This is a genomic window from Phenylobacterium sp. J367 (assembly GCF_024699985.1).
In the GTDB taxonomy this organism is placed as follows: Bacteria; Pseudomonadota; Alphaproteobacteria; order Caulobacterales; family Caulobacteraceae; genus Phenylobacterium.
On the sequence record NZ_JAJONA010000001.1, the window covers coordinates 3,831,076 to 3,854,044 of the forward strand.

Genomic DNA, 22,969 nt, shown 5'->3' on the forward strand with positions numbered 1-22,969 from the left:
GGTGAGAAAAGCGCGGGCTAGATTCAAGGGGACCAGGGGCGCAGGATAGGGCGTCGTCTGGGATTTCAAGTCGATGGATTACAGAGACGCGTTCCGCACCGCCCTCCAAAGGGTCCACGCCGAAGGCCGTTACCGGGTCTTCGCCGACCTCAAGCGCCACCGCGGCGCCTTCCCGCGCGCCACCTGGACGCGCGAGGACGGCAGCCAGAGCGACGTCACGGTCTGGTGCTCCAACGACTACCTCGGCCAGGGCCAGAATGCCGTCGTGCTCGACGCGATGCACAAGGCGATCGAGGAGGCCGGCGCCGGCTCGGGCGGCACCCGCAACATCTCCGGCACGACCCACTACCATGTGGAGCTGGAGCACGAGCTGGCCGACCTGCACGGCAAGGAAGCCGCGCTGCTGTTCACCTCGGGCTACGTCTCGAACGAGGCCTCGCTCTCGACGCTCTACAAGATTCTGCCGGGCCTGATCGTCTTCTCGGACGAGCTGAACCACAATTCGATGATCAGCGGCATCCGCGCCGGCAAGCGCGAGCAGCGCCGCGTCTTCCGGCACAACGACCTGGTCCACCTCGAGGAACTGCTGGCCGAGGCGGATCCCGCCGCGCCGAAGCTGATCGCCTTCGAGAGCGTCTATTCCATGGACGGCGACATCGCCGACATCGCCGGCACCGTGGCGCTCGCCCGGAAGTACGGCGCCATGACCTATATCGACGAGGTCCACGCGGTCGGCATGTACGGCCCCCGCGGCGCGGGCGTCGCCGAGCGCGACGGCCTGATGGCCGAGATCGACATCATCGAGGGCACGCTGGGCAAGGCGTTCGGCGTCATGGGCGGCTACATCGCCGCCGACGCGGTGATCGTCGACGCCATCCGCAGCTACGCCGACGGCTTCATTTTCACCACCTCGCTGCCCCCGGCCCTGGCCGCGGGCGCCGTGGCCTCGATCCGCTACCTCAAGGAGCACAACGAGGTCCGCGAGGCCCACCAGGAGCGCGCCGCGACCCTGAAGGCCCGTCTCTCCAAGGCCGGCCTGCCGGTGATGCCGAGCGTCAGCCACATCGTGCCCGTCCTGGTCGGCGACCCGGTCCACTGCAAGATGATCTCGGACATCCTGCTCGAAGACTTCGGCATCTACGTCCAGCCGATCAACTACCCGACCGTGCCCCGGGGCACCGAGCGCCTGCGCTTCACGCCGTCGCCGGCCCACACGGACGAGATGATGGACAAGCTGGCCCAGGCCCTCGAGAGCCTCTGGGTCCACTGCAACATCAAGCGCGTCGGCGGCGTGGCGGCGTAAGGCCGCCTCCATCGACGGCGACACGGGCGGCGCACCTTGGTGCGCCGTTTTCGTTAGGGGGCTGGGGAGCCTTGGCCAGAACAGGCGGCATCCCGGGGAGGGGACAAGGCGGCTCCTACACCGCTGCGCGCTGTTCTGGCTGGCTCGGCGGCGTCTGCTGGGCGGGACCGTTGATCAGGCGGTCGCCATACTCACTGAGAACCCAGACCGGCTCTGCCGATGCGGAGGGTGAAATAGCGCTTCCGGCGCGGGGTTCAACCGCCAGGGGAAATCCAGAGGCCCAGTTTGGGTCGGGCGCGTCGCGTCAGATCGACCAGGCGACCGTGCGGCAGCGGGCGGACCAGCCGCCCTCGAAGGTGGTCAGTTCCGACACCGCCACCTCGTGGACGGCGCCCTCGCTCTCGATGGTGAAAAGCTCGCCGAGCGCCGGCGGCAGGGGGCTCACCGACCAGATCACCACCTCGCCCAGAGTGGCGAGGTCCTCGTCGAGGACCTCGTAGCTCGTGGGACCGAAGGTGCGAACGTCGGTGGCGGAACGCCTCACTTGCGTCTCCGGACCCCGCGGCCAAGGCCGATCTGCTTGGCGAAATCGGAGCGACGGGCGGCGTAAGCCGGCGCCACCATCGGATAGTCCGGCTGCAGGCCCCACCGGCGACGGTAGTCGTCGGGGCTCATGTTGTAGCGTGAGCGCAGGTAGCGCTTCAGCATCTTGAGCCGCTTCCCGTCCTCCAGACAGACGATGTAGTCGTGCTGCACCGAACGGCCGATCGGAACGGCCGGCTTGGGCCTCTCCTCGGGCTGCGGCGGCGCCGTGGTGCCGCGGCTCAGGCCCTCGAGGGTCTGGTGCACCGACCGGATGATGTCCGGCACCGCCTCGGCGGCGACCGCGTTCCGGCTGACATAGGCCGAGACAATGCCTGCGCCGAGACGCAGCAATTCCTCGCCCGGACGGCTGTCGGGGTCGGGTCCGACGCTCATCAAGTCCCCCTTTTTCTCACGCTGAACGCCCGGGCTGCATCGCTTGTGCACCCCGGGTTAGGCCACAACGTCGAAAGCCCCACTTGGTTCCGGGCGTTGGAACGCGACGGCGTTCGGAGTAAACAGCGGCTCCGCCCGCCCTGGATTCTCCCGCTCGAAAGGCGCCGCCCTTGAACGTGCACGCTCCGCAAGCCGCCAACGATCTGTTCTTCACCCAAGGCGTGGAGGCCGGCGACCCCGAGATCGCCGCCATCCTCGGCAAGGAGCTCGTGCGCCAGCAGGAGCAGATCGAGCTGATCGCGTCGGAGAACATCGTCTCCAAGGCGGTGCTGGACGCGCAGGGCTCGGTGCTCACCAACAAGTACGCCGAGGGCTACCCCGGCAAACGCTACTACGGCGGGTGCGAGGTGGTCGACGAGGCCGAGACCCTGGCCATCGAGCGGGCGAAGCGGCTGTTCGGCTGCGAGTACGTGAACGTCCAGCCGCACTCCGGCAGCCAGGCGAACCAGGCGGTGTTCATGGCCACCATGAAGCCCGGCGACACATTCATGGGGATGAACCTCGACCACGGCGGTCACCTGACGCACGGCAAGAGCGTCAACCAGTCGGGCAAGTGGTTCTCCCCCGTGGCCTACGGCGTGCGGACCCAGGACCACCTGATCGACTACGACGAGGCCGCGGCCGTCGCCCTCGAGCACAGGCCGAAGGTGATCATCGCCGGCGGCTCGGCCTATTCGCGCCAGATCGACTTCGCCCGCTTCCGCGAGATCGCCGACAGCGTGGAAGCGATCCTGATGTGCGATATCGCCCACTATGCGGGCCTGGTCGCCGCCGGGGTCTATCCGAACCCGTTCCCCCACGCCCACGTGGTCACCACCACCACGCACAAGACCCTGCGCGGCCCCCGCGGCGGCATGGTCATGACCAACGACAAGAAGCTCGCGAAGAAGATCGACAGCGCGGTCTTCCCGGGGCTCCAGGGCGGCCCGCTGATGCATGTGATCGCCGCCAAGGCCGTGGCCTTCGGCGAGGCCCTGCGGCCCGAGTTCAAGCTCTATGCCCGCCAGGTCATCGACAACGCCCGGGCGCTGGCCGACAGCCTGCAGCAGGCCGGGTTCAAGATCGTCTCCAACGGCACCGACAGCCACCTGATGCTGGTCGATCTCACGCCGAAGAAGGTCTCGGGCGCCGACGCCGAGATCGCGCTGGAGCGCGCCGGCATCACCACCAACAAGAACTCGATCCCCGGCGACCCCCTGCCGCCGATGCAGACCTCCGGCCTGCGCGTCGGCTCGCCGGCCGGCACCAGCCGCGGCTTCGGACCGGGCGAGTTCCGTCAGGTCGGCGCGTGGATCGGCGAGGTCCTGGATGGCCTCTCCCAGGGCGGCGACAACACGGCCGTCGAGCAGAAGGTGCGTTCGGAAGTCGTTGCCTTGACGCGCCGCTTCCCCATCTACTCCTAATAGGGGTAGATAGCCGCCAAGGGGGCTAAATATGCGCTGCCCGTTCTGCGGCCACGACGAGACCCAGGTGAAGGACAGCCGACCGTCGGAAGACGGGGCGGCGATCCGCCGTCGCCGGCTGTGCCCGGAGTGCGCTGGCCGCTTCACGACGTTCGAGCGTGTCCAGCTTCGCGAGATCACCATCATGAAGCGGTCGGGGCGGCGCACGCCCTTCGACCGCGACAAGCTGGCGCGTTCCATCGCCATCGCCATCCGCAAGCGGCCCATCGAGCCGGATCGGGTGGAGCGGATGATCTCCACCATCGTCCGCCAGCTCGAGAGCATGGGCGAGACGGAGCTGCCGTCCTCCACCATCGGCGAGCTGGTCATGAAGCAGCTCAAGCAGCTCGATGACGTGGCCTACGTCCGCTACGCCTCGGTCTATCGCGACTTCCGAGAGACCGGCGACTTCGCCAAGTTCCTCGGCGAGGAAGGCCTGAGCGAACAGGACGCCTAGGCGGTGTCCGTCACGCTGAAGCTCGCCACGTCCCTCGACGGACGCATCGCCACAGCCGCGGGCGAGAGCCGCTGGATCACCGGCGAGGCGGCCCGCGAAGCCGTCCACCGCCTGCGCGCCGAGCACGACGCCGTCCTGGTGGGCGCCGAGACGGCCCTGGCCGACGATCCCGAACTCACCGTCCGCACGCCCGGCTACAACGGCCCCCCAGCCGGCCCGCGTGGTGCTGGACAGCCGCCAGCGCCTAAGTCCCGATTGCAGGCTGGTCCGCACGGCCCGGGACATTCCCACCTACATCGTCGCCACGACGGCGCCCGATCCGGGCTTGGTGGAGCTGGGCGTGCGGGTCCTCACCGTCCCCGCCGTCGGCGAGGACAGGCCTGAGCTGAAGACCGTGGTCGAGACGCTCGCCACCGAAGGCCTGCACCGCCTGTTCGTCGAGGGCGGCGGCCAGGTGGCCGGCAGCTTCCTGCGCTGCGGTCTGGTCGACGCCATCGAATGGTTCCGCGCGCCCATCGTGATCGGCGGGGAGGGGCGTCCCGGCGTGGGCGCCCTGGCCATTGCGGGCCTCGCCGACGCGCCCCCATTTCCGGCGCGTCGAGGTCCGCGAGGTCGGCCCCGACCTCTGGGAACGCTACGAAAGGATCTAGATGTTCACCGGCATCGTCACCGACGTGGGCCGCGTCCGCAGCGTGCGCCAGACCAACCGCGACCGCCGCTACGAGGTGGAGACCGCCTTCGACCTCTCGACCGTCGACATCGGCGCCTCGATCTCCCACGCCGGCTGCTGCCTGACGGTCGTGGAGAAGGGTGAAGGCTGGTTCGCCGTGGAGGTCTCCGGCGAGACCCTCGACAAGACCACGCTCGGCGACTGGGCCGAGGGCCATCCGGTAAACCTGGAGCGCGCGGCCCGGGTCGGCGACGAACTCGGCGGCCACATCGTCTCCGGCCACGTGGACGGCGTCGGCGAGGTGATCTCGGTGGCGGAGGAGGGCGGCTCACACCGCATACAGGTCCGCGTGCCCCGGCCGCTGCACCGCTACATCGCGCCCAAGGGCTCGATCGCCATGGAAGGCGTGTCCCTCACGGTCAACGAGGTCGAGGACGACGTCTTCGGCGTGAACCTGATCCCGCACACCTGGGACGTGACCACGCTCGGCCGCCTGAAACCGGGTTCCCGGGTCAATCTCGAGATCGATATGCTGGCGCGCTATCTCGCCCGCTGGCGCGAAACGGCCTAAAGGGTCGCTTCAACTCTCGAAGGACCCTCATGAGCGACGAGCCGATCCGCATCCTGATCGTGGAGGCGCGCTTCTACGACGATCTCGCCGACGCCCTGCTCGAGGGCGCCGCTGACGCGCTGAAGGCGTTCGGCGCGGCGTACGACGTCGTCACCGTCCCCGGGGCCCTGGAGATCCCGGGCGCCATCGCCATCGCCGAGGAGGGCGGCGACAAGGGCGTGCGCTACGACGGCTATGTGGCGCTGGGTACGGTGATCCGCGGCGAGACCTATCACTTCGAGATCGTCTCCAATGAGAGCGCCCGCGGCATCATGGACCTCACCGTCCGCAAGGGGCTCGCCATCGGCAACGGCATCCTGACCACCGAGGACGAGGACCAGGCCTGGGCCCGGGCCCGGATCAGCGAGGGCGACAAGGGCGGCGGCGCGGCGCGCGCCTGCCTGACCATGGTCGAGCTTCGCCAGCAGCTCCTGGGCGGCCGGCGATGACCGCACCCCCGTCAGGCCCGCTCCGTGGCCCGTCTCGCCGCCGTCCAGGCGCTCTACCAGATGGAGGTCTCCTCCGCGGGCGCCGAAGCGGTCATCCGGGAGTTCGCCGACCACCGCTTCGACCGGGACATCGAGGACATGGCCCTCGCCGGCGCCGACGAGGCCTTCTTCGGCGATCTCGTGCGCGGGGTCGTCGCCGAGCAGAAGGCGGTGGACGCCGCCATCGCCAAACGGCTGGCCACTGGCTGGCGGCTGGAGCGCCTCGACGCGACGGTGCGCGCGATGCTCCGGGCCGGCGCCTATGAGCTTTCCCCACCGCACCGATGTGCCCACCGAGGTGGTGATCGACGAGTACGTGGAGCTGGCGAAGTCCTTCTTCGAGGGACCGGAGCCCGGCTTCGTCAACGGGGCGCTGGACGCGGTGGCCCAGGATGTCCGGCGCTGACGAGTTCGGCGAGATCGAGCGCCTCTTCCGCCCGCTGACCCACGGGGCGGCGGCGGCCCTCGATCTCCTCGACGACGCTGCGGTCCTGCCGGGCCGGCCGGGATACGACCTGGTCATCACCAAGGACGTCCTCGTCGAGGGCGTGCATTTCCCGCACGGCGAGGCGCCCGACCTCGTCGCCCGCAAGCTCCTGCGGGTGAACCTCTCCGATCTCGCCGCCAAGGCCGCCGAGCCGTTCGGCTGTTTCCTGGCGGTCGGCTGGCCCACCGGTTTCGAGGCCCGTGATCGCGAACGCTTCTCCAAGGGCCTGGCCTCGGACCTCGAGTCGTTCGGGGTGGACCTGCTGGGCGGCGACACCGTCGCCACGACGGGGCCGCTGTTCGTCAGCCTGACGGCGCTGGGCTGGGTCCCGGCGGGCCAGATGGTCCGCCGCAAGGGGGCGAAGCCGGGCGACCTCGTCCTCGTCACCGGCACGATCGGCGACGGGGTCCTGGGGCTGGCCGCGGTCCGCGGCGAGCTGGAGGACCCCGAGGGCGACCTCGTCTTCCGCTACCAGCTCCCCCAGCCGCGCCTCGACGTTCGCGATGTCCTGCGCCGCCACGCCACCGCCGCCGCCGACGTCTCCGACGGCCTGGTGGCCGATGCCCGCCATATCGCCCGGGCCAGCGGCGTCCGCCTGACCGTCGATCTGGAGCGCATGCCGCTCTCGCGCGCCGCCGCCACCTGGCTGGAGGCCCAGCCCGACCCGACCACCGCGCTCGTGCGGCTCGCCGCCGGCGGCGACGACTACGAGGTCGTCTGCACCATGCCCGCCACGGCGCCGAAGCCGCCGGGCTTCACCGTCGTCGGCGAGGTCTCGGTGGGCGAGGGGATCTCGGTGCGGATGGGCGGCCGCTTCATCGACCCCGGCCACGGGGGCTGGCGGCATATCTGAGGGCCCGGCTAGACCCTGATCCTCGTCCCTGCGCCGAACCGCCCCATGTCGGCCAGCCGCTTCGGCTCGCTCATGTCGAAACGGACCTGCGAGCGGCCGAAGTCCAGCGCCACGGCGTCGAACTGCTTCAGCAGGTCCATGCCCAGCACCAGGGCCGGGGCGTCCTTCAGGCCCCAGATCTTGAACACGTGCATGTCGGCGTAGACTACCGCCACATTGCCCAGGTGCAGCCCGCCCAGCCTTAGGAACGGCAGGAAGAACAGCTGCCCCTCGAACCGTTCGCCGGCCAGGCTCTCCAGCTCGACGGCCATCGGCGGCTCGGAGCGCCCGCGGCGGATCTCGGCGGCCATGACCAGGTCGCGCAGCGGCGCGTTGCACAGGCTCACGTGCGCGCCCGAATCGATCATCGCGCTGATCCTCTCGCCGCTCAGGTCGGCGTCGACGATGGTCAGTTGTCCGAGGCGCCGCCGGGCCGGCACGACGACCGTGCCCTCGCTCGGCCGATCCGGCCGGCTGGAGGTGATGGCGATCGAGGATGCCTTGAAATCCATGGTCAGCCGCTGGCCCTTGAGCCAGTCGATGCCCAGGACGCCGTCGACGTCCGCACCGCGGATCGGAAGGGCAGGCGCCCGCACCCGCCGCCGGTTGCGCGCGCCCACCGTCAGCCGGTCGATCATCACGCTTGGGCGCGTCTTCACGCCGACCACCGTGTGCACCCGTGTCGGCGGCCCGGGCGGCAGCAGCAGGTCGTTCATCAGCCGCGCCGAGACGCAGGACGCGTTGGCCCCCGTGTCCAGCAGGAAGTGGTAGGGACCCTGGCCGTTGATGGTCACCGGAGCGAGCAGGTGTTCGTTCTTGCTTTCCTGGACGTCCAGGCTGACCGGGGGAGCGCTCGGATCGTCCGAGGCCTCGACGACAGGCTGCGGCTCGGCCCGCACCCTGCCCGGCAGCAGGGCCGCGCCGGCCGCGGCGAACAAGCCCGTGGCGGCCTGGCGTCTGGTGGGGGACACGCCCGCAATCCTCCCTTTGTGTCGTTGCGGTGAAGATATCACCGTTCTACGGGAGGGTCACCTTAAGGCCCCGCTCGTTTCAACCGGACGGAAACCATATTGCGTCAGGGTGGCGGGATGATCCGCCGCGCCCTTATCGTCGCCCTCCTGGTCGCCCCTCTCGCCGTGATCGGCGCTCCGGCCGCCGCCGCCGGGGGGCGGGGGAGAAGAAGGAGCCGAAGACGGACGTCGGCCAGTATGTCGACCTCGCGCCGGTGGGCCTGCCCATCGTGGCCGAGGGGCGCCTGGTGAACTACGTCTTCGTCTATGTGCGCATCAACCTGACCGGCAGCGCCAACACTGCCCAGTGGCGCGCCAGGGAGCCGTTCTTCCGCGACGCCCTCGTCCGCGCCGGCCACCGCACGCCCTTCACCCTGAAGGGCGACTACCAGAAGATCGACACCGCCAGGCTGACCGCGGCTCTGACGCGCGAGGCCCAGCGGATCGCTGGCCCGGGCGTCATCCAGTCGGTGGCCGTGACCTCGCAGGCGCCGCGCGGGCGGGCCACGGCCCCGCGTCCCCCTGCGGCCCGCCGCCCCCCGCGTCTGACGCCGGTCGCCGACCCGCGCTTCGCCAGCCGTTGCGCACCCGACTATTCCTTGGCAGTGTCCCGCCGTCTGTTCAGGAGCGCCGCTTAGAAGACGCGTTCCGATCAAGGGGAAACACGGGTTGGGAGAGCACCGGCGTCGCTGGACCAGAGACGTCGCTGGGTCCCCTCCGCGCAATCGCAAAGGGGTGCGCTACACATGAGTACGCTTACGCTGGTGATCATCGCCGGCCTGCTCGCCGTCATCTATGGCGTCGTGCAGACAGCCTCGCTGCTGAAGGCTTCGGCCGGCAGCGCGCGCATGCAGGAGATCGCCGCCGCCATCCAGGAAGGCGCGCAGGCCTATCTCCGCAAGCAATACACCGCCATCGCCATCGTCGGCGTGGTCATCCTGATCGCTGTCTGGTTGCTGATCGGCCCGCTCGCCGCCGTCGGCTTCCTGATCGGCGCCGTCCTGTCCGGCCTCGCCGGCTTCGCCGGCATGCTGATCTCGGTCCGGGCCAACGTCCGCACCGCCCAGGCGGCCTCGGAAAGCCTCGCCAAGGGCCTGTCCCTGGCGTTCCGGTCCGGCGCCATCACCGGCATGCTGGTGGCGGGCTTCGCCCTGATCGGCGTCGCCGGCTACTACGCGGTCCTGACCGGCTCGCTGGGGTACGACAGCACCAGCCGCGACGTGGTCGACAGCCTCGTGGCCCTCGGCTTCGGCGCCTCGCTGATCTCGATCTTCGCGCGTCTGGGCGGCGGCATCTTCACCAAGGGCGCCGACGTGGGCGGCGACATGGTGGGCAAGGTCGAGGCCGGCATTCCGGAAGATGACCCGCGCAACGCCGCCACCATCGCCGACAACGTGGGCGACAACGTCGGCGACTGCGCCGGCATGGCCGCCGACCTGTTCGAGACCTACGCGGTGACCACCGTCGCCACCATGGTGCTGGGCGCGATCTTCTTCCGCGGCCTGCCGGAGGTGGAGAACATGATGCTCCTGCCGCTCGCCATCTGCGGCGTCTGCATCGTCACCTCGATCATCGGCACCTTCGCCGTGCGCCTGGGCAAGTCCAACAACATCATGGGCGCGCTCTACCAGGGCCTGATCGTCACCGGAGTGCTTTCGATCGGCGCGATCTGGTGGGTGGTGAACAACCTCGTGACCACCACCATGACCGTGGGCGCTAAGACCTTCGGCGCCACCGAGCTCTTCTACTGCGGCCTCGCGGGCCTCGCGGTGACCGCCGCCATCGTGGTGATCACCGAGTACTACACCGGCACCGGCTTCCGCCCGGTGAAGTCGGTGGCCAAGGCGTCGGTCTCCGGCCATGGCACCAACGTCATCCAGGGCCTCGCCATGAGCCTGGAATCGACCGCGGCGCCGGCCCTGGTGATCATCGCCGGCATCATCGTCACCTATGGCCTCGCGGGCCTGTTCGGCATCGCCATCGCCACGACCGCCATGCTGTCGCTGGCCGGCTTCATCGTCGCCCTCGACGCCTTCGGCCCGGTGACCGACAACGCCGGCGGCATCGCCGAGATGGCCGGCCTGCCGCCGGAGGTCCGCGTGACCACCGACGCGCTCGACGCCGTGGGCAACACCACCAAGGCGGTGACCAAGGGCTATGCGATCGGTTCGGCCGGCCTGGGCGCCCTGGTGCTCTTCGCCGCCTACACCGAGGACCTGAAGTTCTTCGCCGCCAACGCCGAGCCGGGCTCCTTCTTCGAGGGCCTGGGCGCCGTGGCCTTCGACCTCTCCAACCCGTACGTCGTCGTGGGCCTGCTGTTCGGGGGGCTGCTGCCCTTCCTGTTCGGCGGGATGTCCATGACCGCCGTGGGCCGGGCGGCCGAGTCGGTCGTCGAGGAGGTCCGCCGCCAGTTCCGCGAGAACCCCGGCATCATGACCGGCGAGGTGAAGCCCGAGTACGGCCGCGCCGTGGGCATCCTCACCTCGGCGGCGATCAAGGAGATGATCGTCCCGTCGCTGCTGCCGGTGGTCTCGCCGGTGGCGCTGTTCTTCCTGATCAACGCCATCGCCGGCAAGGTCGACGCCTTCGCGGCGCTCGGCGCCATGCTCATGGGTGTCATCGTCACCGGCCTCTTCGTGGCCATCTCGATGACGTCGGGCGGCGGCGCCTGGGACAACGCCAAGAAGCTGATCGAGGAAGGTCACTTCGGCGGCAAGGGGTCCGAGGCCCACAAGGCGGCGGTCACCGGCGACACCGTCGGCGACCCCTACAAGGACACGGCGGGCCCCGCCGTGAACCCGATGATCAAGATCACCAACATCGTGGCCCTGCTGCTTCTGGCGGTCCTGGCCCACGGCGCGGTCGGCTAGATCGAGCCTTCAGCCTGAAAAGGCGACGCCCCGGAGAGCGATCTCCGGGGCGTTTTCTTTTTCTTATCCCTCCCCTTCATGGGGAGGGACAGGCCGCAGCGGCCAGGGTGGGGAAGTGTGCTTCAAGCGGTGACGGCGGGGATGATCGTGGGCGCCCCACCCGTCCGGCGCTCCGCGCCGTCCACCCTCCCCATGAAGGGGAGGGATAAGATCAGTTCCGGTCGCCAGGGCGGGTGCCCGGCACGCCCTCGTCGTCGCGCGGCAGCATCCCGCCGCGGCCCACGGTGCCGAGGAGCTGTTCCAGCACGGTCAGCTCGCGGCCGCGGGTCGGCGTCTCCCGGCCGTTGAAGGCGATGACCTTGCCGTCCTTCAGCGTGTAGGCGTTCACGCTCTCGACGAGCTCACTGTCCTTGTTGAAGGTGATGGCCGTGACGTTGCGGGCGGTGACCTGCGGCTTGCGGAAGGCCACACGCTGCTTCACCTGGTTCATGTAGAACCAGACGTTCGGGTCGAAGGTCGAGGTCGCGGACGGCGAGCCCAGCTTGGCGCGCACCGTCGACTTGGTGTCCGTGCCGACCGCCACGTCCTTCGGATCCGATTCGATGGCCTGGAACCCGGAGTAGCTGGTAATGGGCGCGCAGCCGGCCGTGGTCATCAGACCGAGGGCGACGGCGGCGAATGCGGCGCGGCGAAACATGTGCGGTTCAGGACCCATTGCTTGTTCGAGGCTTTGACCTATCCGTCGCCGCCCACTAGTTCAACGGCTGCTTTAGCCGCGCCCCTGGGGCGAAATCGAGGCCGCGCATGCTCCAGCGCCTGTTCAGACCACGACCGGCCCGCGAAACGGGGAAGGCGCTCTACCAGTCGGCGGTCGCCCAGGCCCGCTCGCCGGAGCTCTACGCGCGCCTCGGGGTGCCCGACACGGTCGAGGGCCGGTTCGAGGCCTACAGCCTGCACGTGATCCTGCTCATCGACCGGCTGCACCAGCAGGGCCGTGAGGCGGCTGAGGTGTCCCAGGCCCTCTTCGACGCCTTCACCAAATCGCTGGACGACGCCCTGCGCGAGATGGGGGTCGGCGACCTTTCGGTGGGCAAGAAGATGCGCAAGCTGGGCGAGGCCTTCTACGGCCGGGTGAAGGCCTACCATGCGGCCCTGGAGAAGCTGCCCGACGCCGAGGAGCTGGAGGCGCTGATCGGCCGCACGCTCTATGCCGAGGGTGACGCCGCCAACGCGCCGGCCATGGCCGGCTACGCCGCCGCCCAGCGCCAGGCCCTCGCCGCCCAGCCGCTCGAGGCTCTGCTGAAGGCCCAGGTCCAGTGGGGGCCGGTCTGATGGCCGCCGCCGACTGGACGAAGACCGTCCGCCTGCATGAACTGGCGCGCGGTCCGGTCACCCCTGGATCTCGCGCCCGACGAGGTCCAGCGCGCCGCGATCGCGAAGGAGCTGAAGCTCCAGAGCGTGCCCGCCCTGATCGCCCGGGTGACCGTGAAGCCCTGGCTGGACGGCGCGGAGATCACCGGGCGGTTCCAGGCGGTGGTCGAGCAGATCTGCTCGGTCTCGCTCGATCCGTTCGAACAGCCGGTGGAAGGCGAGATCGACGTTCGCGCGGTGCCGAAGGGCAGTCCGAACGCCGGCCAGGAAACCGACGAGGAGATGGAGCTCGATCCCGACGCCCCCGATCCGCCCGATGTCTTTCCGGGCGACGCGGTGGACGTGGCGGCCTATGTGGTGGAGCACCTGAGCCTGGAGATCGACCCGTTCCCCAGGAAGCCGGGCGCGGAGTTCGAATACTCGCCGCCGGCGGCGGAGGAATCCCCCTTCGCAGTGTTGAAGAACTTGAAAGAACCCAAGGGCTAAGACGAACCCGGTTTGCAACGCAGGAACGCTGGGCAGTATCGTTCGCAACGATTCCGGCCGGCCCAAGGACCCACGGTTATTTGACCTCGATCTCTGGTGATCTCGATCGACGCCATGGGCGGAGACCACGGCCCGTCCGTGGTGATACCCGGCGTCGCCCAGGCCATGGCCAAGCTCCCGCCGCACGCCCGCATCCTGTTGCACGGCGACGAGGCGGCGATCCGCGCCGAGATGTCCCGCTGCAAGGGCCTCGCCGACCGTGTCGAGGTCCGTCACGCCGAGCGCGTGGTCGGCATGGACGAGAAGCCGGCCCAGGCGCTTCGCCGGTCCAAGGGCACGTCCATGTGGAACGCCGTGGAGTCGGTCCGCGAGGGTGAGGCCGTGGGCGCCGTCTCCTGCGGCAACACCGGCGCCCTGATGGCGATCTCAAGCTGATCCTGCGGATGAGCGCCGACCTGGACCGCCCGGCGCTGGTCGCCGGCATCCCGACGCCCACGGGCGTCACCACCTTCCTCGACGTGGGCGCCAACGTCGACTGCGACGCCGAGCGCCTCGTCGAGTTCGCCATCATGGGCGAAGCCTATCACCGCGCCGTCCACAAGGTCGCCAAGCCGAGGGTCGGCGTCCTCAACGTCGGGTCCGAGGACATGAAGGGCCACGGCGAGGTCCGTGAGGCCCACCGCGTCCTGCGCGAGGGCGGTCTCGACCTCGACTACCGCGGCTTCGTCGAGGGCGACGACATCACCAAGGGCGTCGTCGACGTGGTCGTCACCGACGGCTTCACCGGCAATGTGGCGCTCAAGGCCATGGAGGGCGTCGCCCGCTTCGTCGGCAGCGAGCTCAAGAGCTCGCTGACCTCCAGCCCGCTGGCCACGGCCGGCGCCCTGGTCGCCCAGGGCGCGCTGAAGAAGTTCCGCGACCGCCTGAGCCCGCCGGGGGCCGCCCCGCTGCTGGGCCTCAACGGCATCGTCCTGAAGTGCCATGGCGGCGCGGGCCCCCGCGACGTGGCCGAGGCGCTTCGTGTCGCAGCCGATCTGGCGCAAAGCGACTTCGCCGCCGAGATCGAACGGAATATGACCCGGCTGCCCGCCGCGCTCGCCGAAGCGAGTCCGGATCCAGCCTCGGATGGAGCCTCCTGAGTGCCGAAGGTCCTGCGTAGCGTCGTGACCGCCGTCGGCGGCTACCTGCCCGAGCAGGTGGTCTCCAACGACGACCTGGCCAAGTTCGTCGACACCTCCGACGAGTGGATCCGGGAGCGGACCGGCATCCAGCAGCGCCACAAGGTCCGCGACGACGAGCCGGTCTCCGACCTGGCCGTGGCCGCCGCCCGGGTGGCGCTGGAGCGCGCCGGCAAGACCCCCGACGACGTCGACCTGATCATCGTCGCCACCACCACGCCCGACCTGACCTTCCCGGCCACCGCCGCGATCGTCCAGCGCAAGCTGGGCTGCCCGGTGGGCATCGCCTTCGACGTCCAGGCGGTGTGCTCGGGCTTCGTCTATGCGCTGTCGGTCGCCGACGGCTTCGTCGCCCGCGGCCGCTCGAAATGCGCCCTGGTGATCGGCGCCGACGCCATGACCCGCCTGATGGACTGGAACGACCGCGGCACCTGCGTGCTGTTCGGCGACGGCGCTGGCGCGGTCGTGGTCGAGCCCATGGAAGGCGAGGGGACCGCCGACGACCGCGGCCTGATCGGCTTCGCCCTGCGCTGCGACGGGACCAAGCAGGACCTGCTCTATGTGGACGGCGGCGCCTCCACCGACGGCCGCATCGGCCACCTGCGGATGCAGGGCAACCAGGTGTTCCGCCACGCCGTGGTCAACATCTCCGAGGCGATCAATTCCGCCGCGGCCGATGCCGGCATCGACGTCGCCGCCGTCGACTGGTTCATCCCCCACCAGGCGAACCTGCGCATCCTGCAGGGCGTCGCCCACCGCTGCGGCATCGACGAGGACAAGGTGGTCACCACGGTGATGCACCACGCCAACACCTCGGCCGCCTCGATTCCGCTCGCCATGAATGCGGCGGTGGAGGACGGGCGGATACAACCTGGACACCTCCTGCTGCTGGAGGCCATGGGCGGCGGACTGACCTGGGGCGCCTGCGTGGTGCGGCTTTAGCCGCATTCCTTAACCACCTCCGCCAATCTGGCCCTTGAAGTCCTTGACCTGACAAGACTATCAAGGGGAGATGAACAGCATCGCTGCGGGGAACGGGGCGACGATGAAGGGCGCGACGGTGACGCGAGCCGACCTTTGCGAGTCGGTTCACGAAGAGGTGGGCCTCACACGTCAGGATTGCAGCGAACTGGTGGAGCGCGTGCTCGAGCTCATGGCCGTCGCCCTGGAGAAGGGCGAGCAGGTCAAGCTGTCGGGCTTCGGCGTGTTCCAGGTCCGGGCCAAGCGCGCCCGCATGGGCCGCAATCCCAAGACCGGAGAGCCGGCGGCGATCGAGCCGCGCCGCGTGATCGGCTTCCGCGCGTCCCAGGTGATGAAGGCGCGGGTGGACCGCGCCCTCTCGCGGTGAGGATGCTGCGGTGAGGACCGCGTAGGCCATGGCCAAGGGCCCGGAAGCCTTTCGGACGATCTCCGAGGCGGCTGACGAGCTCCATGTGCCTCAGCACGTTCTGCGGTTCTGGGAGACCAAGTTCTCCTTCATCCGGCCCATGAAGCGGGCCGGCGGGCGCCGGTTCTACCGCCCCCACGACATCGACGTGTTGCGCGGCGTGCGCCGCCTGCTCCACGACGAAGGCTACACCATCAAGGGCGTCCAGCGCCTGCACCGCGAGCAGGGCGTCCGCCGGCTCGTCGCGGCCGGCGAGGGGGAGGGCGTGGCCCCGCCTGCGCCCGAGGACGCCGAGGCGCCCGTTCTGGCTCATCCTGACCTCGACCCCGTCGCCCGCGCGCGCCTGGTCGCCACCCTCTCCGAGCTGGAAGCGGTCAAGGCCCGCCTCGACGGGCTGCTGAAGCACTGAAGCCATCCCTCCCCTTCAGGGGAGGGACAGATCGCGTAGCGATCAGGGTGGGGAGGTCGCGTTCAAGCCCGACCGCCGGGCCCGGCCCACAGACCCCCACCCGTCCCGCGCTGACGCGCGGTCCATTCTCCCCCGAGGAGGAGGGACGAGGCTGTGGAAGAAAGGAATATCTCGCCGCCGGCCGATGGTCGGAGCGACAGGATTCGAACCTGCGACCCCTTGACCCCCAGTCAAGTGCGCTACCAGGCTGCGCTACGCTCCGCGAGGCCGGTCGGCGAGGCGGGTCTTCTAGCGAGTTCTCGGATGGCGGCAAACGCTAATTTCGCGCGGCGCGTTCCGGTTGCGCTCGCCGCCCTTCTCGGTGCGCCGACGATGGCCGCTGCCCAACCGCCCAAACCTGTACTCGTCGAGAAGCCCACAGCCGAGGACGTCGCCAGGGTTTATCCGGTGGAAGCCCAGCGATCCGAGGTCGAGGGGCGCGCCGTTCTGAGGTGCTCGGTCCAGCCGGACGGCATGCTGCACAATTGCCGGGCGGACTCCGAAGACCCGCGCGACTTCGGCTTTGCCGAGGCCGTCCTCCAGCTGGCGCCGAAGTTCCGCTATGCGCCCCGCGCCGAGGGTTTCGAGACCGTCATCCCGATCCGCTTCCAGTTGCCTCGCGTCATGCGCGAGGTGGCCTTCCCGGAAGCCGGGGCAGTGGGCGTCGCTCGGCCCTATCGGACCGTACTACCCCGAGCGCGCCGAGCGCCTGCGGGTCGACGGCGAGGCGCGGATCGACTGCAGGGTCCTTGCCGACAATCGCCTCGATCAATGCCGTGCCGTGGCCGCCGGCCCGCCAGGCTGGGGGTTCGATGAAGCATCGATCCGGGCGGCGGCGGATGGCTGGATCGTCGCCGGGCCGGAACCGGCTGGTGTGAAGCCGCCTGCGGACGGGGTGTGGCGTTTCCGCGTCCTGTTCGAACAGAGCAAGCGGCGGAAGCGGTCCCGCTAACGCCCCGCGTTCATCCAGCGGAACAGCGGCAGCAGCGGGACGCCCCAGAGCACGCCCGCCACCACATAGTAGGCGAGCTGGGCCGCCCAGTGCCGCGGCACAAACTCGCCCACCGTCACCACCAGGACGGCGTAGGCGACGATGAAGGCGAGCATGGCCACCAGGCCGATCAGCTTGCGGACGCGGGCGCTTTCGAGCATGGGCGCGTCTTATCGGGCCCAAGCCGTGGACGGAACCTCCGTTTCCGGGTAGGGCCGCGCCCAAGTTCAGCCTGAAAGCGGCGCGATTTCCGCTCCATGACCTCATTCCTGCGTTCCGACCGGTCCCAAGCCGTCGCAATCTGGCTCCTCGTCGTGGCCGCCTTCGTGCTGGCCATGATCGTTGTGGGCGGCGCCACGCGGCTGACCGATTCCGGCCTTTCGATCACCGAATGGCGGCCGGTCACCGGCGCGATCCCGCCGCTCTCCGACGCCGACTGGGCGCGCGAGTTCGCGGAATACCGGCAGATCCCGCAGTACCAGCAGGTGAACCAGGGCATGAGCCTGGCCGCCTTCAAGACCATCTACTGGTGGGAGTGGTCGCACCGGCTGCTGGGCCGGGTGGTCGGCCTAGTGTTCTTCATCCCCTTCGTGGTCTTCGCCATCCGCCGGCAGATCCCGAGCCGGCTCTATGTGCGCCTGGGCGTCATCTTCCTGCTGGGCGGCCTGCAGGGCGCGATCGGCTGGTGGATGGTGGCGAGCGGCCTTTCCGAGCGGGTGTCGGTGGCGCCCGAGCGGTTGATGGTCCACCTGGGCCTGGCCTTCGCCTTGCTGGGGGCGCTCGTCTGGACCGCGCTCGACGCCTGGGCGGGCTGGGCCCGGCAGACGCTCCCCAGTCCCTGGGGGCGCGGCGCGCTGCTCCTGACCGGGCTGATCTTCGTCCAGATCCTCCTGGGGGCGCTCGTCGCCGGCAACGACGCGGGCCTGGTCTACAACGACTTCCCGCTGTTCGCCGGCCGTCTGTGGCCCGACGACTATCTGGGCGCCGGCCTCTGGGGCACCCTGGCGCACAGCCAGGGCGCGGTGCAGGCCCATCACCGGATCTTCGCCTATGTGCTCACCGTCGTCGCCGTGGTCATGGGCTGGCGGGCCTGGCGGTCGAGCTATCTCGCGCCCGACTCCCGGCTGCTGGCGGCGGGCGTCGCCGCCGCCGTGGTCCTGCAGGCCCTGCTGGGCGTCGCCACCCTGATGGCCCGCGTGCCGATCTCGCTCGGGATCGCCCACCAGCTCCTGGCCGCGCTGACGCTCGGCCTCTCGGTGGCCTTCGCCTGGCGCGTGCGGCGCATTTAGCGCGGTATCATTTTACCGCATCACACAACTCTCTGTTTCTATTGCAGTTTTCCGTGTCGCGCCGATTCTTGGGGTGTTGACTTTGCGGGCCTTCGCCTGCATATGCCGCGCCTCACGTCGGGGCGCGCCCCGCGCTAACTGACTTACGACGGATCGCACCCTCATGCTGAAGAGCACCACGGCTTCGCTGAAGCCGGCCGAGGTCGAGAAGAAGTGGATCGTGATCGACGCCCAGGACGCCGTGGTCGGCCGCCTGGCTTCGTTCATCGCCATGCGTCTTCGCGGCAAGCATCGGCCCGACTACACCCCGCACGTCGACTGCGGCGACTATGTCGTCGTCATCAACGCGGACAAGGTGAAGTACACCGGCAAGAAGCTCACCGATAAGATCTTCTACTGGCACACCGGCCACCCGGGCGGCGTGAAGCAGCGCACCGCCGGCCAGATCCTCGGCGGCAAGTACCCCGAGCGCGTGCTGGAGAAGGCCGTGGAGCGCATGCTCCCGAAGGAAAGCCCGCTGGCCCGCAAGCAGATGACGCACCTGCGCATCTACAACACCGGCGAGCACCCGCACGAAGCCCAGAACCCCGAGACCATCGCGTTCGCCGACCTGAACGCCAAGAACGTGCGGAGCGCGTAATGAGCGAAACCAACACGACCGAAGCCACCGGCTTCGACGCCCTGAAGGGCATGGGCACCGCCCAGGCCGAGGACGCCGTCGTCCGCGAGCCGAAGATCGACGCCCAGGGCCGCGCCTACGCGACCGGCAAGCGGAAGAACGCCATCGCCCGCGTGTGGATCAAGCCCGGCAAGGGCCAGATCACCATCAACGGCCGCGACCAGGCGATCTACTTCGCCCGCCCGGTGCTGCGCATGATGCTCGCCCAGCCGTTCGAGCTCTCGGACCGCGCCGGCCAGTTCGACGTGATCTGCACCGTGGAAGGCTCGGGCCTCTCCGGTCAGGCCGGCGCCGTGCGCCACGCGATCTCCAAGGCGCTCACCAACTACGAGCCCGGCCTGCGCGCCGTCCTGAAGCCGCATGGCCTGCTGACCCGCGACCCGCGCGTCGTCGAGCGGAAGAAGTACGGCAAGGCCAAGGCCCGCCGCAGCTTCCAGTTCTCGAAGCGCTAAGCCGCGCGCGAGTTCATCGCGTTATCGGAAGGGCGCTTCGGGAAACCGGAGCGCCCTTTCTCTTTGTCCGGAGTCCAAGCCATGGCCCATACGGTCTTCATCGACGGCGAAGCCGGCACGACCGGCCTGCAGATCCGCCAGCGGCTGGAACGCCGCAGCGACCTCGAGATCGTCTCGATCGATCCCGCGCGCCGCAAGGACCCGGACGCCCGCCGCGAGCTGCTGAACGGCGTGGACGCCGTGGTGCTCTGCCTGCCGGACGATGCGGCGGTCGAGGCGGTGGACATGATCTCCTCCAACGCCGTGCGCGTCGTCGACGCCTCGACGGCCCACCGGGTCGCCCGGTCCTGGACCTACGGCTTCGCCGAGATGGACAGGGGCCAGCGCGACCAGATCCGGGGCGCGCTCCGCGTCTCCAACCCGGGCTGCTATCCCACCGGCTTCATCGGCCTCGTGCGGCCGCTGGTGGAGGCCGGCCTGATCCCGGCGGACGCCCCCTGACCGTCAACGCCATCTCCGGCTACTCCGGCGGCGGCAAGGGGCTGATCGCCGAGTTCGAGCAGGCGCCGCCGGCCGGGACGAACGACGCCTTCCGCACCTACGGCCTGACGCTCGCCCACAAGCACCTCCCGGAGATGCAGCAGCATGCCGGCCTCATCCACCCGCCGCTGTTCGCCCCGGCCGTCGGCCGGTTCGCCCAGGGGATGCTGGTGGACGTTCCGCTGCAGCTCTGGGCCATGCCCGGCCAGCCGTCGCCCGCCGACCTGCATGTGGCCCTGGAGGCCGCCTATGCCGGTGAGCGGTTCGTGGAGGTCGCCTCGGGCCCGGAATGCACCGAGCTGCAGAAGGTCCGCGCCGGGGCCGGCGGCTATGTGGCCGCCCTCGATCCCGAGGCGCTGAACGACACCAACCGTATGCGCCTCTTCGTCTTCGGCTCGGCCGACGGCAGGCAGGCCCGCCTGGTCGCCCAGCTCGACAACCTCGGCAAGGGCGCGTCCGGCGCGGCGGTGCAGAACCTCAACCTGATGCTCGGTCTGGACGAGGCGGCCGGCCTCTAAGGCGGCGCTTGCAACTTCCCGGCGGCGGGCCAACCTATCGGGTATGAACCGCCGCCACTTCCTTCTGCTGGGCGCCGTGGCCTGCGCAGCCCCCGGCGCCGCCCTGGCCGCCGACCCCTATGCGTCGTCCGCCTACCGCAGGCTCTCCGACGCCGAGTGGAAGAAGCGCCTTTCGCCGGACGCCTACCGGGTGCTCCGCCACGAGGCCACCGAGCGGCCGGGCTCCAGTCCGCTGAACAAGGAAAAGCGCAAGGGGACCTTCCACTGCGCCGGTTGCGGCCTGGCGCTCTTCAAGAGCGACTTCAAGTTCGAGAGCGGCACCGGCTGGCCCAGCTTCTTCCGCGTGATCCCGGGGGCGATCGGCACGAAGGTGGACACCACGCTCGGCATGCGCCGCACCGAGTACCACTGCGCCCAGTGCCTGGGGCACCAGGGCCACCTGTTCCCCGACGGACCGAAGCCCACGGGCCTGCGCTACTGCAACAACGGCTTGGCGCTTCGGTTCACACCGGCGTAGCCGGCTTCAAGACAAGAAAGACCGGCCCGGGCGCATGCGACCACGCCCGGGCCGGACCCCGCACTCAGGTCTTCGACGCCCTGGGGAGTTGGCGAAGACGGCGGGGCGGGAGAGGGGGTGTCCGACGGCGACGGAGTCGGCGTGATCCGATCGCCCTCGGTCTCCTGGCGGATCGAGCCCGAACCCGAGACGTCGGTGTTCATCCGCTTCGGCTGGGTCAGCAGGGTGATGTCGCCAGAGCCGGAGACCTCGAGGTCGGCCTCTTCGGTCGGGGCGATGGTGGCCTCGCCGGAGCCCGAGATGTCCACTTCGGCGATCTGCGCCTGCAGGCCCCCCAGGTCGGCTTCACCGGACCCGGAGATGTCGACCTCGACCAGCCTGGCCCGGCCACGGGCCTGGACCTCGGCGTTGCCGGAAATCTCGACGTTCAGGACGTCCTGGTCGTAGTCGGCGATGGTCAGGCGATCCGAGCCGTTGAGCCTGAAGGTGCGGATGTCGGGCGCGCTCAGCACGATGTGCAGGCGTGAGCGGCTGCGATGGTCGTCCAGATAGACCCGGCCGTCGGAGCCGATCCGAAGCAGTTCGACCGCCCGCTTGCGACCGCTGACGGTCAGCTTCGCCGGGCCGGGCGCCTGAGTGTAGACCACGTCCGCCAGCACATCGAGTTCCAGCGTGTCGCCGCCGCTCCAGACGAGCTCCCGCGTCGCCTGCGGGCCGCGGTCGCTGTCCCATTCGCCGTTGCGGCGGTGATCCCATGCGGGATGGTCCCAGTCGTCGTCCCAGTCCCAGTTCCAGTTGCTCCAGGCGCCGCGGGCCAGCACGTCCGGCCCGCCGATGGCCACCGCGGTCGAGATCGTCACCAGCGACAGGAAGAAGCCGGCGACGGCGATCAGGAGGAGGGTGCGGATCATCAGGCGGCTCCCTGCGGCTCGAGGGCGGGCTTAAGCAGGCGGTAGTGGAGCCGCCCGTACCAGACGAGGGCGTTCATCAGCCCGATGACGACGATGGTGAGCAGGGCCCCGACCGAGGCCGCGCCCGACATCATGCCGATGCCGGCCAGCAGAGCCGCGACCGGTCCGCCGGGCGGATCGGTGAAGGGGCCGGCCGCGAACACCACGCCGCCGGCGAAGAACACCGCGATCACCGCGATGCCGATGCCGAAGATCGCGCCCAGCACGCCCATCAGGAGCGGCAGCAGGAAGATGATGTCGATGGCGCCGAGGCCCAACAGGGCGAAGATCGCCCCGCCGGCGGCCGAGGGGCTCCTCTGCTCCTCCCACCGCTTCATGCCGTGCTCGGCGCGCAGCTCGCGGGCGAGCCGGCTTGGGTCGCCCAGCGCCGCGGCCACCTCGGCCTCGGTGCGGCCGGCGGCGACGCCGTCGGCGAAGTGGGTCTCATAGTCCGCGACGATGTCGGTGATGACGTGGGCCGGAAGTCCGGCCAGCCCCTCCCGCAACCTCGCCAGGAACGCCTGACGTGTCATTGCGTCTCTCCCAGGATGTCTTCCACGGCCCCGGAGAACGACCTCCAGGACGCCTTCTGTGATGACAGGCTGCGCTTTCCGGCCTCGGTGAGCCGGTAGTATTTGCGCGACGGACCGGACGGGGATTCCTCGAGATAGGTCTCCACCAGGCCGTCGGTCTGCAGCCTGCGCATGAGCGGGTAGATCGTGCCTTCCCCCATGCCGATGGCGTCGGCGAGGCGGCTGGCGATCTCGTAGGCGTAGCTGTCGTGCTGCGAGAGCAGCGCCAGCACGCAGAGCTCGAGAGCTCCCTTCTTCAGCTGGATCTCTATGGCTTCGGGCACGAGCGCCTCCTTGGGATCTTCGTATCGCAAGGTAGCGTGC

Annotated in this window: 26 protein-coding genes, 1 tRNA gene and 5 pseudogenes; 23 read left to right on the top strand and 9 right to left on the bottom strand. The window is 69.6% G+C overall.

The features are described 5' to 3' along the window. The first annotated feature begins 73 nt into the window (after nucleotides 1-73). Entirely contained in the window at nucleotides 74-1,303 is a 1,230-nt protein-coding gene (gene hemA, locus LRS04_RS20405) for a 5-aminolevulinate synthase (RefSeq protein ID WP_257817899.1), read from the top strand. A 304-nt stretch (nucleotides 1,304-1,607) separates the two neighbouring features. Here the strand turns inward: hemA and LRS04_RS20410 are convergent, their stop codons facing one another. Further along, nucleotides 1,608-1,847, bottom strand: a complete 240-nt coding sequence (locus LRS04_RS20410; RefSeq protein WP_257817901.1) for a hypothetical protein — start codon at nucleotides 1,845-1,847, stop codon at nucleotides 1,608-1,610. Continuing rightward, on the bottom strand, nucleotides 1,844-2,281 hold the full coding sequence (locus tag LRS04_RS20415; RefSeq protein ID WP_257817902.1) for a MucR family transcriptional regulator: 438 nt from the start codon (nucleotides 2,279-2,281) through the stop codon (nucleotides 1,844-1,846). The genes LRS04_RS20410 and LRS04_RS20415 overlap by 4 nt, the downstream gene beginning before the upstream one ends. A 203-nt stretch (nucleotides 2,282-2,484) precedes the next feature. Between LRS04_RS20415 and glyA the strand changes: the two genes are divergently transcribed. The 7 genes and pseudogenes from glyA to thiL all read left to right on the top strand — a co-directional run bounded on the left by glyA (nucleotide 2,485) and on the right by thiL (nucleotide 7,348). Continuing rightward, complete coding sequence (glyA, locus tag LRS04_RS20420; RefSeq protein WP_308238406.1) at nucleotides 2,485-3,744, top strand: serine hydroxymethyltransferase; 1,260 nt, start codon at nucleotides 2,485-2,487, stop codon at nucleotides 3,742-3,744. Between the two features lie 31 nt (nucleotides 3,745-3,775). Next, nucleotides 3,776-4,240 (top strand): transcriptional regulator NrdR, encoded by a 465-nt coding sequence (gene nrdR / locus LRS04_RS20425; protein WP_257817903.1) that lies wholly within the window; start codon nucleotides 3,776-3,778, stop codon nucleotides 4,238-4,240. 3 nt (nucleotides 4,241-4,243) lie between these two features. Continuing rightward, a pseudogene (locus LRS04_RS20430) lies at nucleotides 4,244-4,724 on the top strand (RibD family protein); the annotation flags it as partial. A 166-nt stretch (nucleotides 4,725-4,890) separates the two neighbouring features. After that, complete coding sequence (locus LRS04_RS20435) at nucleotides 4,891-5,481, top strand: riboflavin synthase (protein ID WP_257817904.1); 591 nt, start codon at nucleotides 4,891-4,893, stop codon at nucleotides 5,479-5,481. A gap of 29 nt (nucleotides 5,482-5,510) precedes the next feature. Continuing rightward, on the top strand, nucleotides 5,511-5,969 hold the full coding sequence (gene ribH / locus LRS04_RS20440) for a 6,7-dimethyl-8-ribityllumazine synthase (protein WP_257817905.1): 459 nt from the start codon (nucleotides 5,511-5,513) through the stop codon (nucleotides 5,967-5,969). A gap of 24 nt (nucleotides 5,970-5,993) precedes the next feature. Then, nucleotides 5,994-6,414, top strand: a pseudogene (nusB, locus tag LRS04_RS20445) (transcription antitermination factor NusB). Then, entirely contained in the window at nucleotides 6,401-7,348 is a 948-nt protein-coding gene (thiL, locus tag LRS04_RS20450; RefSeq protein WP_257817906.1) for a thiamine-phosphate kinase, read from the top strand. Before nusB ends, thiL begins: the two are co-directional and overlap by 14 nt. A gap of 8 nt (nucleotides 7,349-7,356) precedes the next feature. Here thiL and LRS04_RS20455 read toward each other — a convergent pair whose 3' ends face one another. Then, on the bottom strand, nucleotides 7,357-8,358 hold the full coding sequence (locus LRS04_RS20455; protein WP_257817907.1) for a retroviral-like aspartic protease family protein: 1,002 nt from the start codon (nucleotides 8,356-8,358) through the stop codon (nucleotides 7,357-7,359). 254 nt (nucleotides 8,359-8,612) lie between these two features. Between LRS04_RS20455 and LRS04_RS20460 the strand changes: the two genes are divergently transcribed. Both LRS04_RS20460 and LRS04_RS20465 read left to right on the top strand, forming a co-directional pair. Then, entirely contained in the window at nucleotides 8,613-9,035 is a 423-nt protein-coding gene (locus LRS04_RS20460) for a hypothetical protein (RefSeq protein ID WP_257817909.1), read from the top strand. Nucleotides 9,036-9,143: 108 nt separating this feature from the next. After that, complete coding sequence (locus tag LRS04_RS20465) at nucleotides 9,144-11,267, top strand: sodium-translocating pyrophosphatase (RefSeq protein ID WP_257817910.1); 2,124 nt, start codon at nucleotides 9,144-9,146, stop codon at nucleotides 11,265-11,267. 211 nt (nucleotides 11,268-11,478) lie between these two features. Here the strand turns inward: LRS04_RS20465 and LRS04_RS20470 are convergent, their stop codons facing one another. Next, the gene (locus LRS04_RS20470; protein WP_257817911.1) at nucleotides 11,479-11,964 is read right to left on the bottom strand and encodes an outer membrane protein assembly factor BamE; all 486 of its coding nucleotides are present in this window, start codon (nucleotides 11,962-11,964) and stop codon (nucleotides 11,479-11,481) included. A 107-nt stretch (nucleotides 11,965-12,071) separates the two neighbouring features. Here LRS04_RS20470 and LRS04_RS20475 point away from each other — a divergent pair, with 107 nt between their 5' ends. From LRS04_RS20475 to LRS04_RS20500, 6 genes and pseudogenes are all read left to right on the top strand, one after another. Continuing rightward, nucleotides 12,072-12,599 carry a ubiquinol-cytochrome C chaperone family protein gene (locus LRS04_RS20475; RefSeq protein ID WP_257817912.1) on the top strand — a complete coding sequence of 176 codons (528 nt, stop codon included), beginning with the start codon at nucleotides 12,072-12,074 and terminating at the stop codon, nucleotides 12,597-12,599. Between the two features lie 36 nt (nucleotides 12,600-12,635). Further along, nucleotides 12,636-13,124 carry a DUF177 domain-containing protein gene (locus LRS04_RS20480; protein ID WP_257817913.1) on the top strand — a complete coding sequence of 163 codons (489 nt, stop codon included), beginning with the start codon at nucleotides 12,636-12,638 and terminating at the stop codon, nucleotides 13,122-13,124. Nucleotides 13,125-13,238: 114 nt separating this feature from the next. Then, nucleotides 13,239-14,263 (top strand): annotated as a pseudogene (gene plsX, locus LRS04_RS20485) (phosphate acyltransferase PlsX). After that, a complete protein-coding gene (locus LRS04_RS20490; protein WP_257817914.1) occupies nucleotides 14,264-15,244 on the top strand; it encodes a beta-ketoacyl-ACP synthase III in 981 nt (326 codons plus the stop codon). It abuts the pseudogene before it with no gap. Nucleotides 15,245-15,347: 103 nt separating this feature from the next. Beyond that, the gene (locus tag LRS04_RS20495; RefSeq protein WP_257817915.1) at nucleotides 15,348-15,650 is read left to right on the top strand and encodes an integration host factor subunit alpha; all 303 of its coding nucleotides are present in this window, start codon (nucleotides 15,348-15,350) and stop codon (nucleotides 15,648-15,650) included. Between the two features lie 28 nt (nucleotides 15,651-15,678). After that, nucleotides 15,679-16,098: a MerR family transcriptional regulator gene (locus LRS04_RS20500; RefSeq protein ID WP_257817916.1), complete on the top strand. Its 420-nt coding sequence runs from the start codon at nucleotides 15,679-15,681 to the stop codon at nucleotides 16,096-16,098. Nucleotides 16,099-16,283: 185 nt separating this feature from the next. Here LRS04_RS20500 and LRS04_RS20505 read toward each other — a convergent pair. Continuing rightward, a tRNA-Pro gene (locus LRS04_RS20505) sits at nucleotides 16,284-16,360 on the bottom strand. Between the two features lie 110 nt (nucleotides 16,361-16,470). Between LRS04_RS20505 and LRS04_RS28345 the strand changes: the two are divergent. Beyond that, nucleotides 16,471-16,740: pseudogene (locus LRS04_RS28345) on the top strand (TonB family protein); the annotation flags it as partial. Continuing rightward, nucleotides 16,700-17,089: an energy transducer TonB gene (locus LRS04_RS28350; protein ID WP_374577269.1), complete on the top strand. Its 390-nt coding sequence runs from the start codon at nucleotides 16,700-16,702 to the stop codon at nucleotides 17,087-17,089. The pseudogene LRS04_RS28345 and the gene LRS04_RS28350, both read left to right, overlap by 41 nt. On the opposite strand, the gene LRS04_RS20510 is transcribed toward LRS04_RS28350, so the two are convergent. Further along, nucleotides 17,086-17,289 (bottom strand): DUF2842 domain-containing protein, encoded by a 204-nt coding sequence (locus LRS04_RS20510; RefSeq protein WP_257817917.1) that lies wholly within the window; start codon nucleotides 17,287-17,289, stop codon nucleotides 17,086-17,088. The genes LRS04_RS28350 and LRS04_RS20510 overlap by 4 nt on opposite strands. Before the next feature lie 96 nt (nucleotides 17,290-17,385). On the opposite strand from LRS04_RS20510, the gene LRS04_RS20515 reads away from it, so the two are divergent. From LRS04_RS20515 to msrB, 5 genes and pseudogenes are all read left to right on the top strand, one after another. Then, nucleotides 17,386-18,417 (top strand): COX15/CtaA family protein, encoded by a 1,032-nt coding sequence (locus LRS04_RS20515; RefSeq protein WP_257817919.1) that lies wholly within the window; start codon nucleotides 17,386-17,388, stop codon nucleotides 18,415-18,417. A 166-nt stretch (nucleotides 18,418-18,583) separates the two neighbouring features. After that, nucleotides 18,584-19,057 (top strand): 50S ribosomal protein L13, encoded by a 474-nt coding sequence (rplM, locus tag LRS04_RS20520; protein WP_257819210.1) that lies wholly within the window; start codon nucleotides 18,584-18,586, stop codon nucleotides 19,055-19,057. Beyond that, entirely contained in the window at nucleotides 19,057-19,548 is a 492-nt protein-coding gene (gene rpsI / locus LRS04_RS20525; RefSeq protein WP_257817920.1) for a 30S ribosomal protein S9, read from the top strand. Before rplM ends, rpsI begins: the two co-directional genes overlap by 1 nt. Nucleotides 19,549-19,629: 81 nt before the next feature. Further along, nucleotides 19,630-20,606: pseudogene (argC, locus tag LRS04_RS20530) on the top strand (N-acetyl-gamma-glutamyl-phosphate reductase). A gap of 43 nt (nucleotides 20,607-20,649) precedes the next feature. Further along, entirely contained in the window at nucleotides 20,650-21,123 is a 474-nt protein-coding gene (msrB, locus tag LRS04_RS20535) for a peptide-methionine (R)-S-oxide reductase MsrB (protein WP_257817921.1), read from the top strand. Here msrB and LRS04_RS20540 read toward each other — a convergent pair. The 3 genes from LRS04_RS20540 to LRS04_RS20550 are packed head-to-tail and all read right to left on the bottom strand — an operon-like array spanning nucleotide 21,081 to nucleotide 22,929. Then, nucleotides 21,081-22,034 (bottom strand): DUF2807 domain-containing protein, encoded by a 954-nt coding sequence (locus tag LRS04_RS20540; protein ID WP_257817922.1) that lies wholly within the window; start codon nucleotides 22,032-22,034, stop codon nucleotides 21,081-21,083. The two genes, msrB and LRS04_RS20540, sit on opposite strands and share 43 nt — an antisense overlap. After that, a complete protein-coding gene (locus tag LRS04_RS20545) occupies nucleotides 22,034-22,606 on the bottom strand; it encodes a DUF1700 domain-containing protein (RefSeq protein ID WP_257817923.1) in 573 nt (190 codons plus the stop codon). Before LRS04_RS20545 ends, LRS04_RS20540 begins: the two co-directional genes overlap by 1 nt. Then, nucleotides 22,603-22,929, bottom strand: a complete 327-nt coding sequence (locus LRS04_RS20550; protein WP_257817924.1) for a PadR family transcriptional regulator — start codon at nucleotides 22,927-22,929, stop codon at nucleotides 22,603-22,605. The genes LRS04_RS20545 and LRS04_RS20550 overlap by 4 nt, the downstream gene beginning before the upstream one ends. Nucleotides 22,930-22,969: the final 40 nt, after the last annotated feature.

Excerpts from the sequence above, each read along its gene's own strand:
- hemA (WP_257817899.1), top strand. The coding sequence starts at position 74 with ATGGATTACAGAGACGCGTTCCGCACCGCCCTCCAAAGGGTCCACGCC.
- LRS04_RS20415 (WP_257817902.1), bottom strand. The coding sequence starts at position 2,281 with ATGAGCGTCGGACCCGACCCCGACAGCCGTCCGGGCGAGGAATTGCTG.
- nrdR (WP_257817903.1), top strand. The coding sequence starts at position 3,776 with ATGCGCTGCCCGTTCTGCGGCCACGACGAGACCCAGGTGAAGGACAGC.
- LRS04_RS20435 (WP_257817904.1), top strand. The coding sequence starts at position 4,891 with ATGTTCACCGGCATCGTCACCGACGTGGGCCGCGTCCGCAGCGTGCGC.
- ribH (WP_257817905.1), top strand. The coding sequence starts at position 5,511 with ATGAGCGACGAGCCGATCCGCATCCTGATCGTGGAGGCGCGCTTCTAC.
- thiL (WP_257817906.1), top strand. The coding sequence starts at position 6,401 with ATGTCCGGCGCTGACGAGTTCGGCGAGATCGAGCGCCTCTTCCGCCCG.
- LRS04_RS20465 (WP_257817910.1), top strand. The coding sequence starts at position 9,144 with ATGAGTACGCTTACGCTGGTGATCATCGCCGGCCTGCTCGCCGTCATC.
- LRS04_RS20470 (WP_257817911.1), bottom strand. The coding sequence starts at position 11,964 with ATGTTTCGCCGCGCCGCATTCGCCGCCGTCGCCCTCGGTCTGATGACC.
- LRS04_RS20475 (WP_257817912.1), top strand. The coding sequence starts at position 12,072 with ATGCTCCAGCGCCTGTTCAGACCACGACCGGCCCGCGAAACGGGGAAG.
- LRS04_RS20480 (WP_257817913.1), top strand. The coding sequence starts at position 12,636 with ATGAACTGGCGCGCGGTCCGGTCACCCCTGGATCTCGCGCCCGACGAG.
- LRS04_RS20495 (WP_257817915.1), top strand. The coding sequence starts at position 15,348 with ATGAAGGGCGCGACGGTGACGCGAGCCGACCTTTGCGAGTCGGTTCAC.
- LRS04_RS20500 (WP_257817916.1), top strand. The coding sequence starts at position 15,679 with ATGGCCAAGGGCCCGGAAGCCTTTCGGACGATCTCCGAGGCGGCTGAC.
- LRS04_RS28350 (WP_374577269.1), top strand. The coding sequence starts at position 16,700 with ATGCGCCCCGCGCCGAGGGTTTCGAGACCGTCATCCCGATCCGCTTCC.
- LRS04_RS20510 (WP_257817917.1), bottom strand. The coding sequence starts at position 17,289 with ATGCTCGAAAGCGCCCGCGTCCGCAAGCTGATCGGCCTGGTGGCCATG.
- LRS04_RS20515 (WP_257817919.1), top strand. The coding sequence starts at position 17,386 with ATGACCTCATTCCTGCGTTCCGACCGGTCCCAAGCCGTCGCAATCTGG.
- rpsI (WP_257817920.1), top strand. The coding sequence starts at position 19,057 with ATGAGCGAAACCAACACGACCGAAGCCACCGGCTTCGACGCCCTGAAG.
- msrB (WP_257817921.1), top strand. The coding sequence starts at position 20,650 with ATGAACCGCCGCCACTTCCTTCTGCTGGGCGCCGTGGCCTGCGCAGCC.
- LRS04_RS20540 (WP_257817922.1), bottom strand. The coding sequence starts at position 22,034 with ATGATCCGCACCCTCCTCCTGATCGCCGTCGCCGGCTTCTTCCTGTCG.
- LRS04_RS20545 (WP_257817923.1), bottom strand. The coding sequence starts at position 22,606 with ATGACACGTCAGGCGTTCCTGGCGAGGTTGCGGGAGGGGCTGGCCGGA.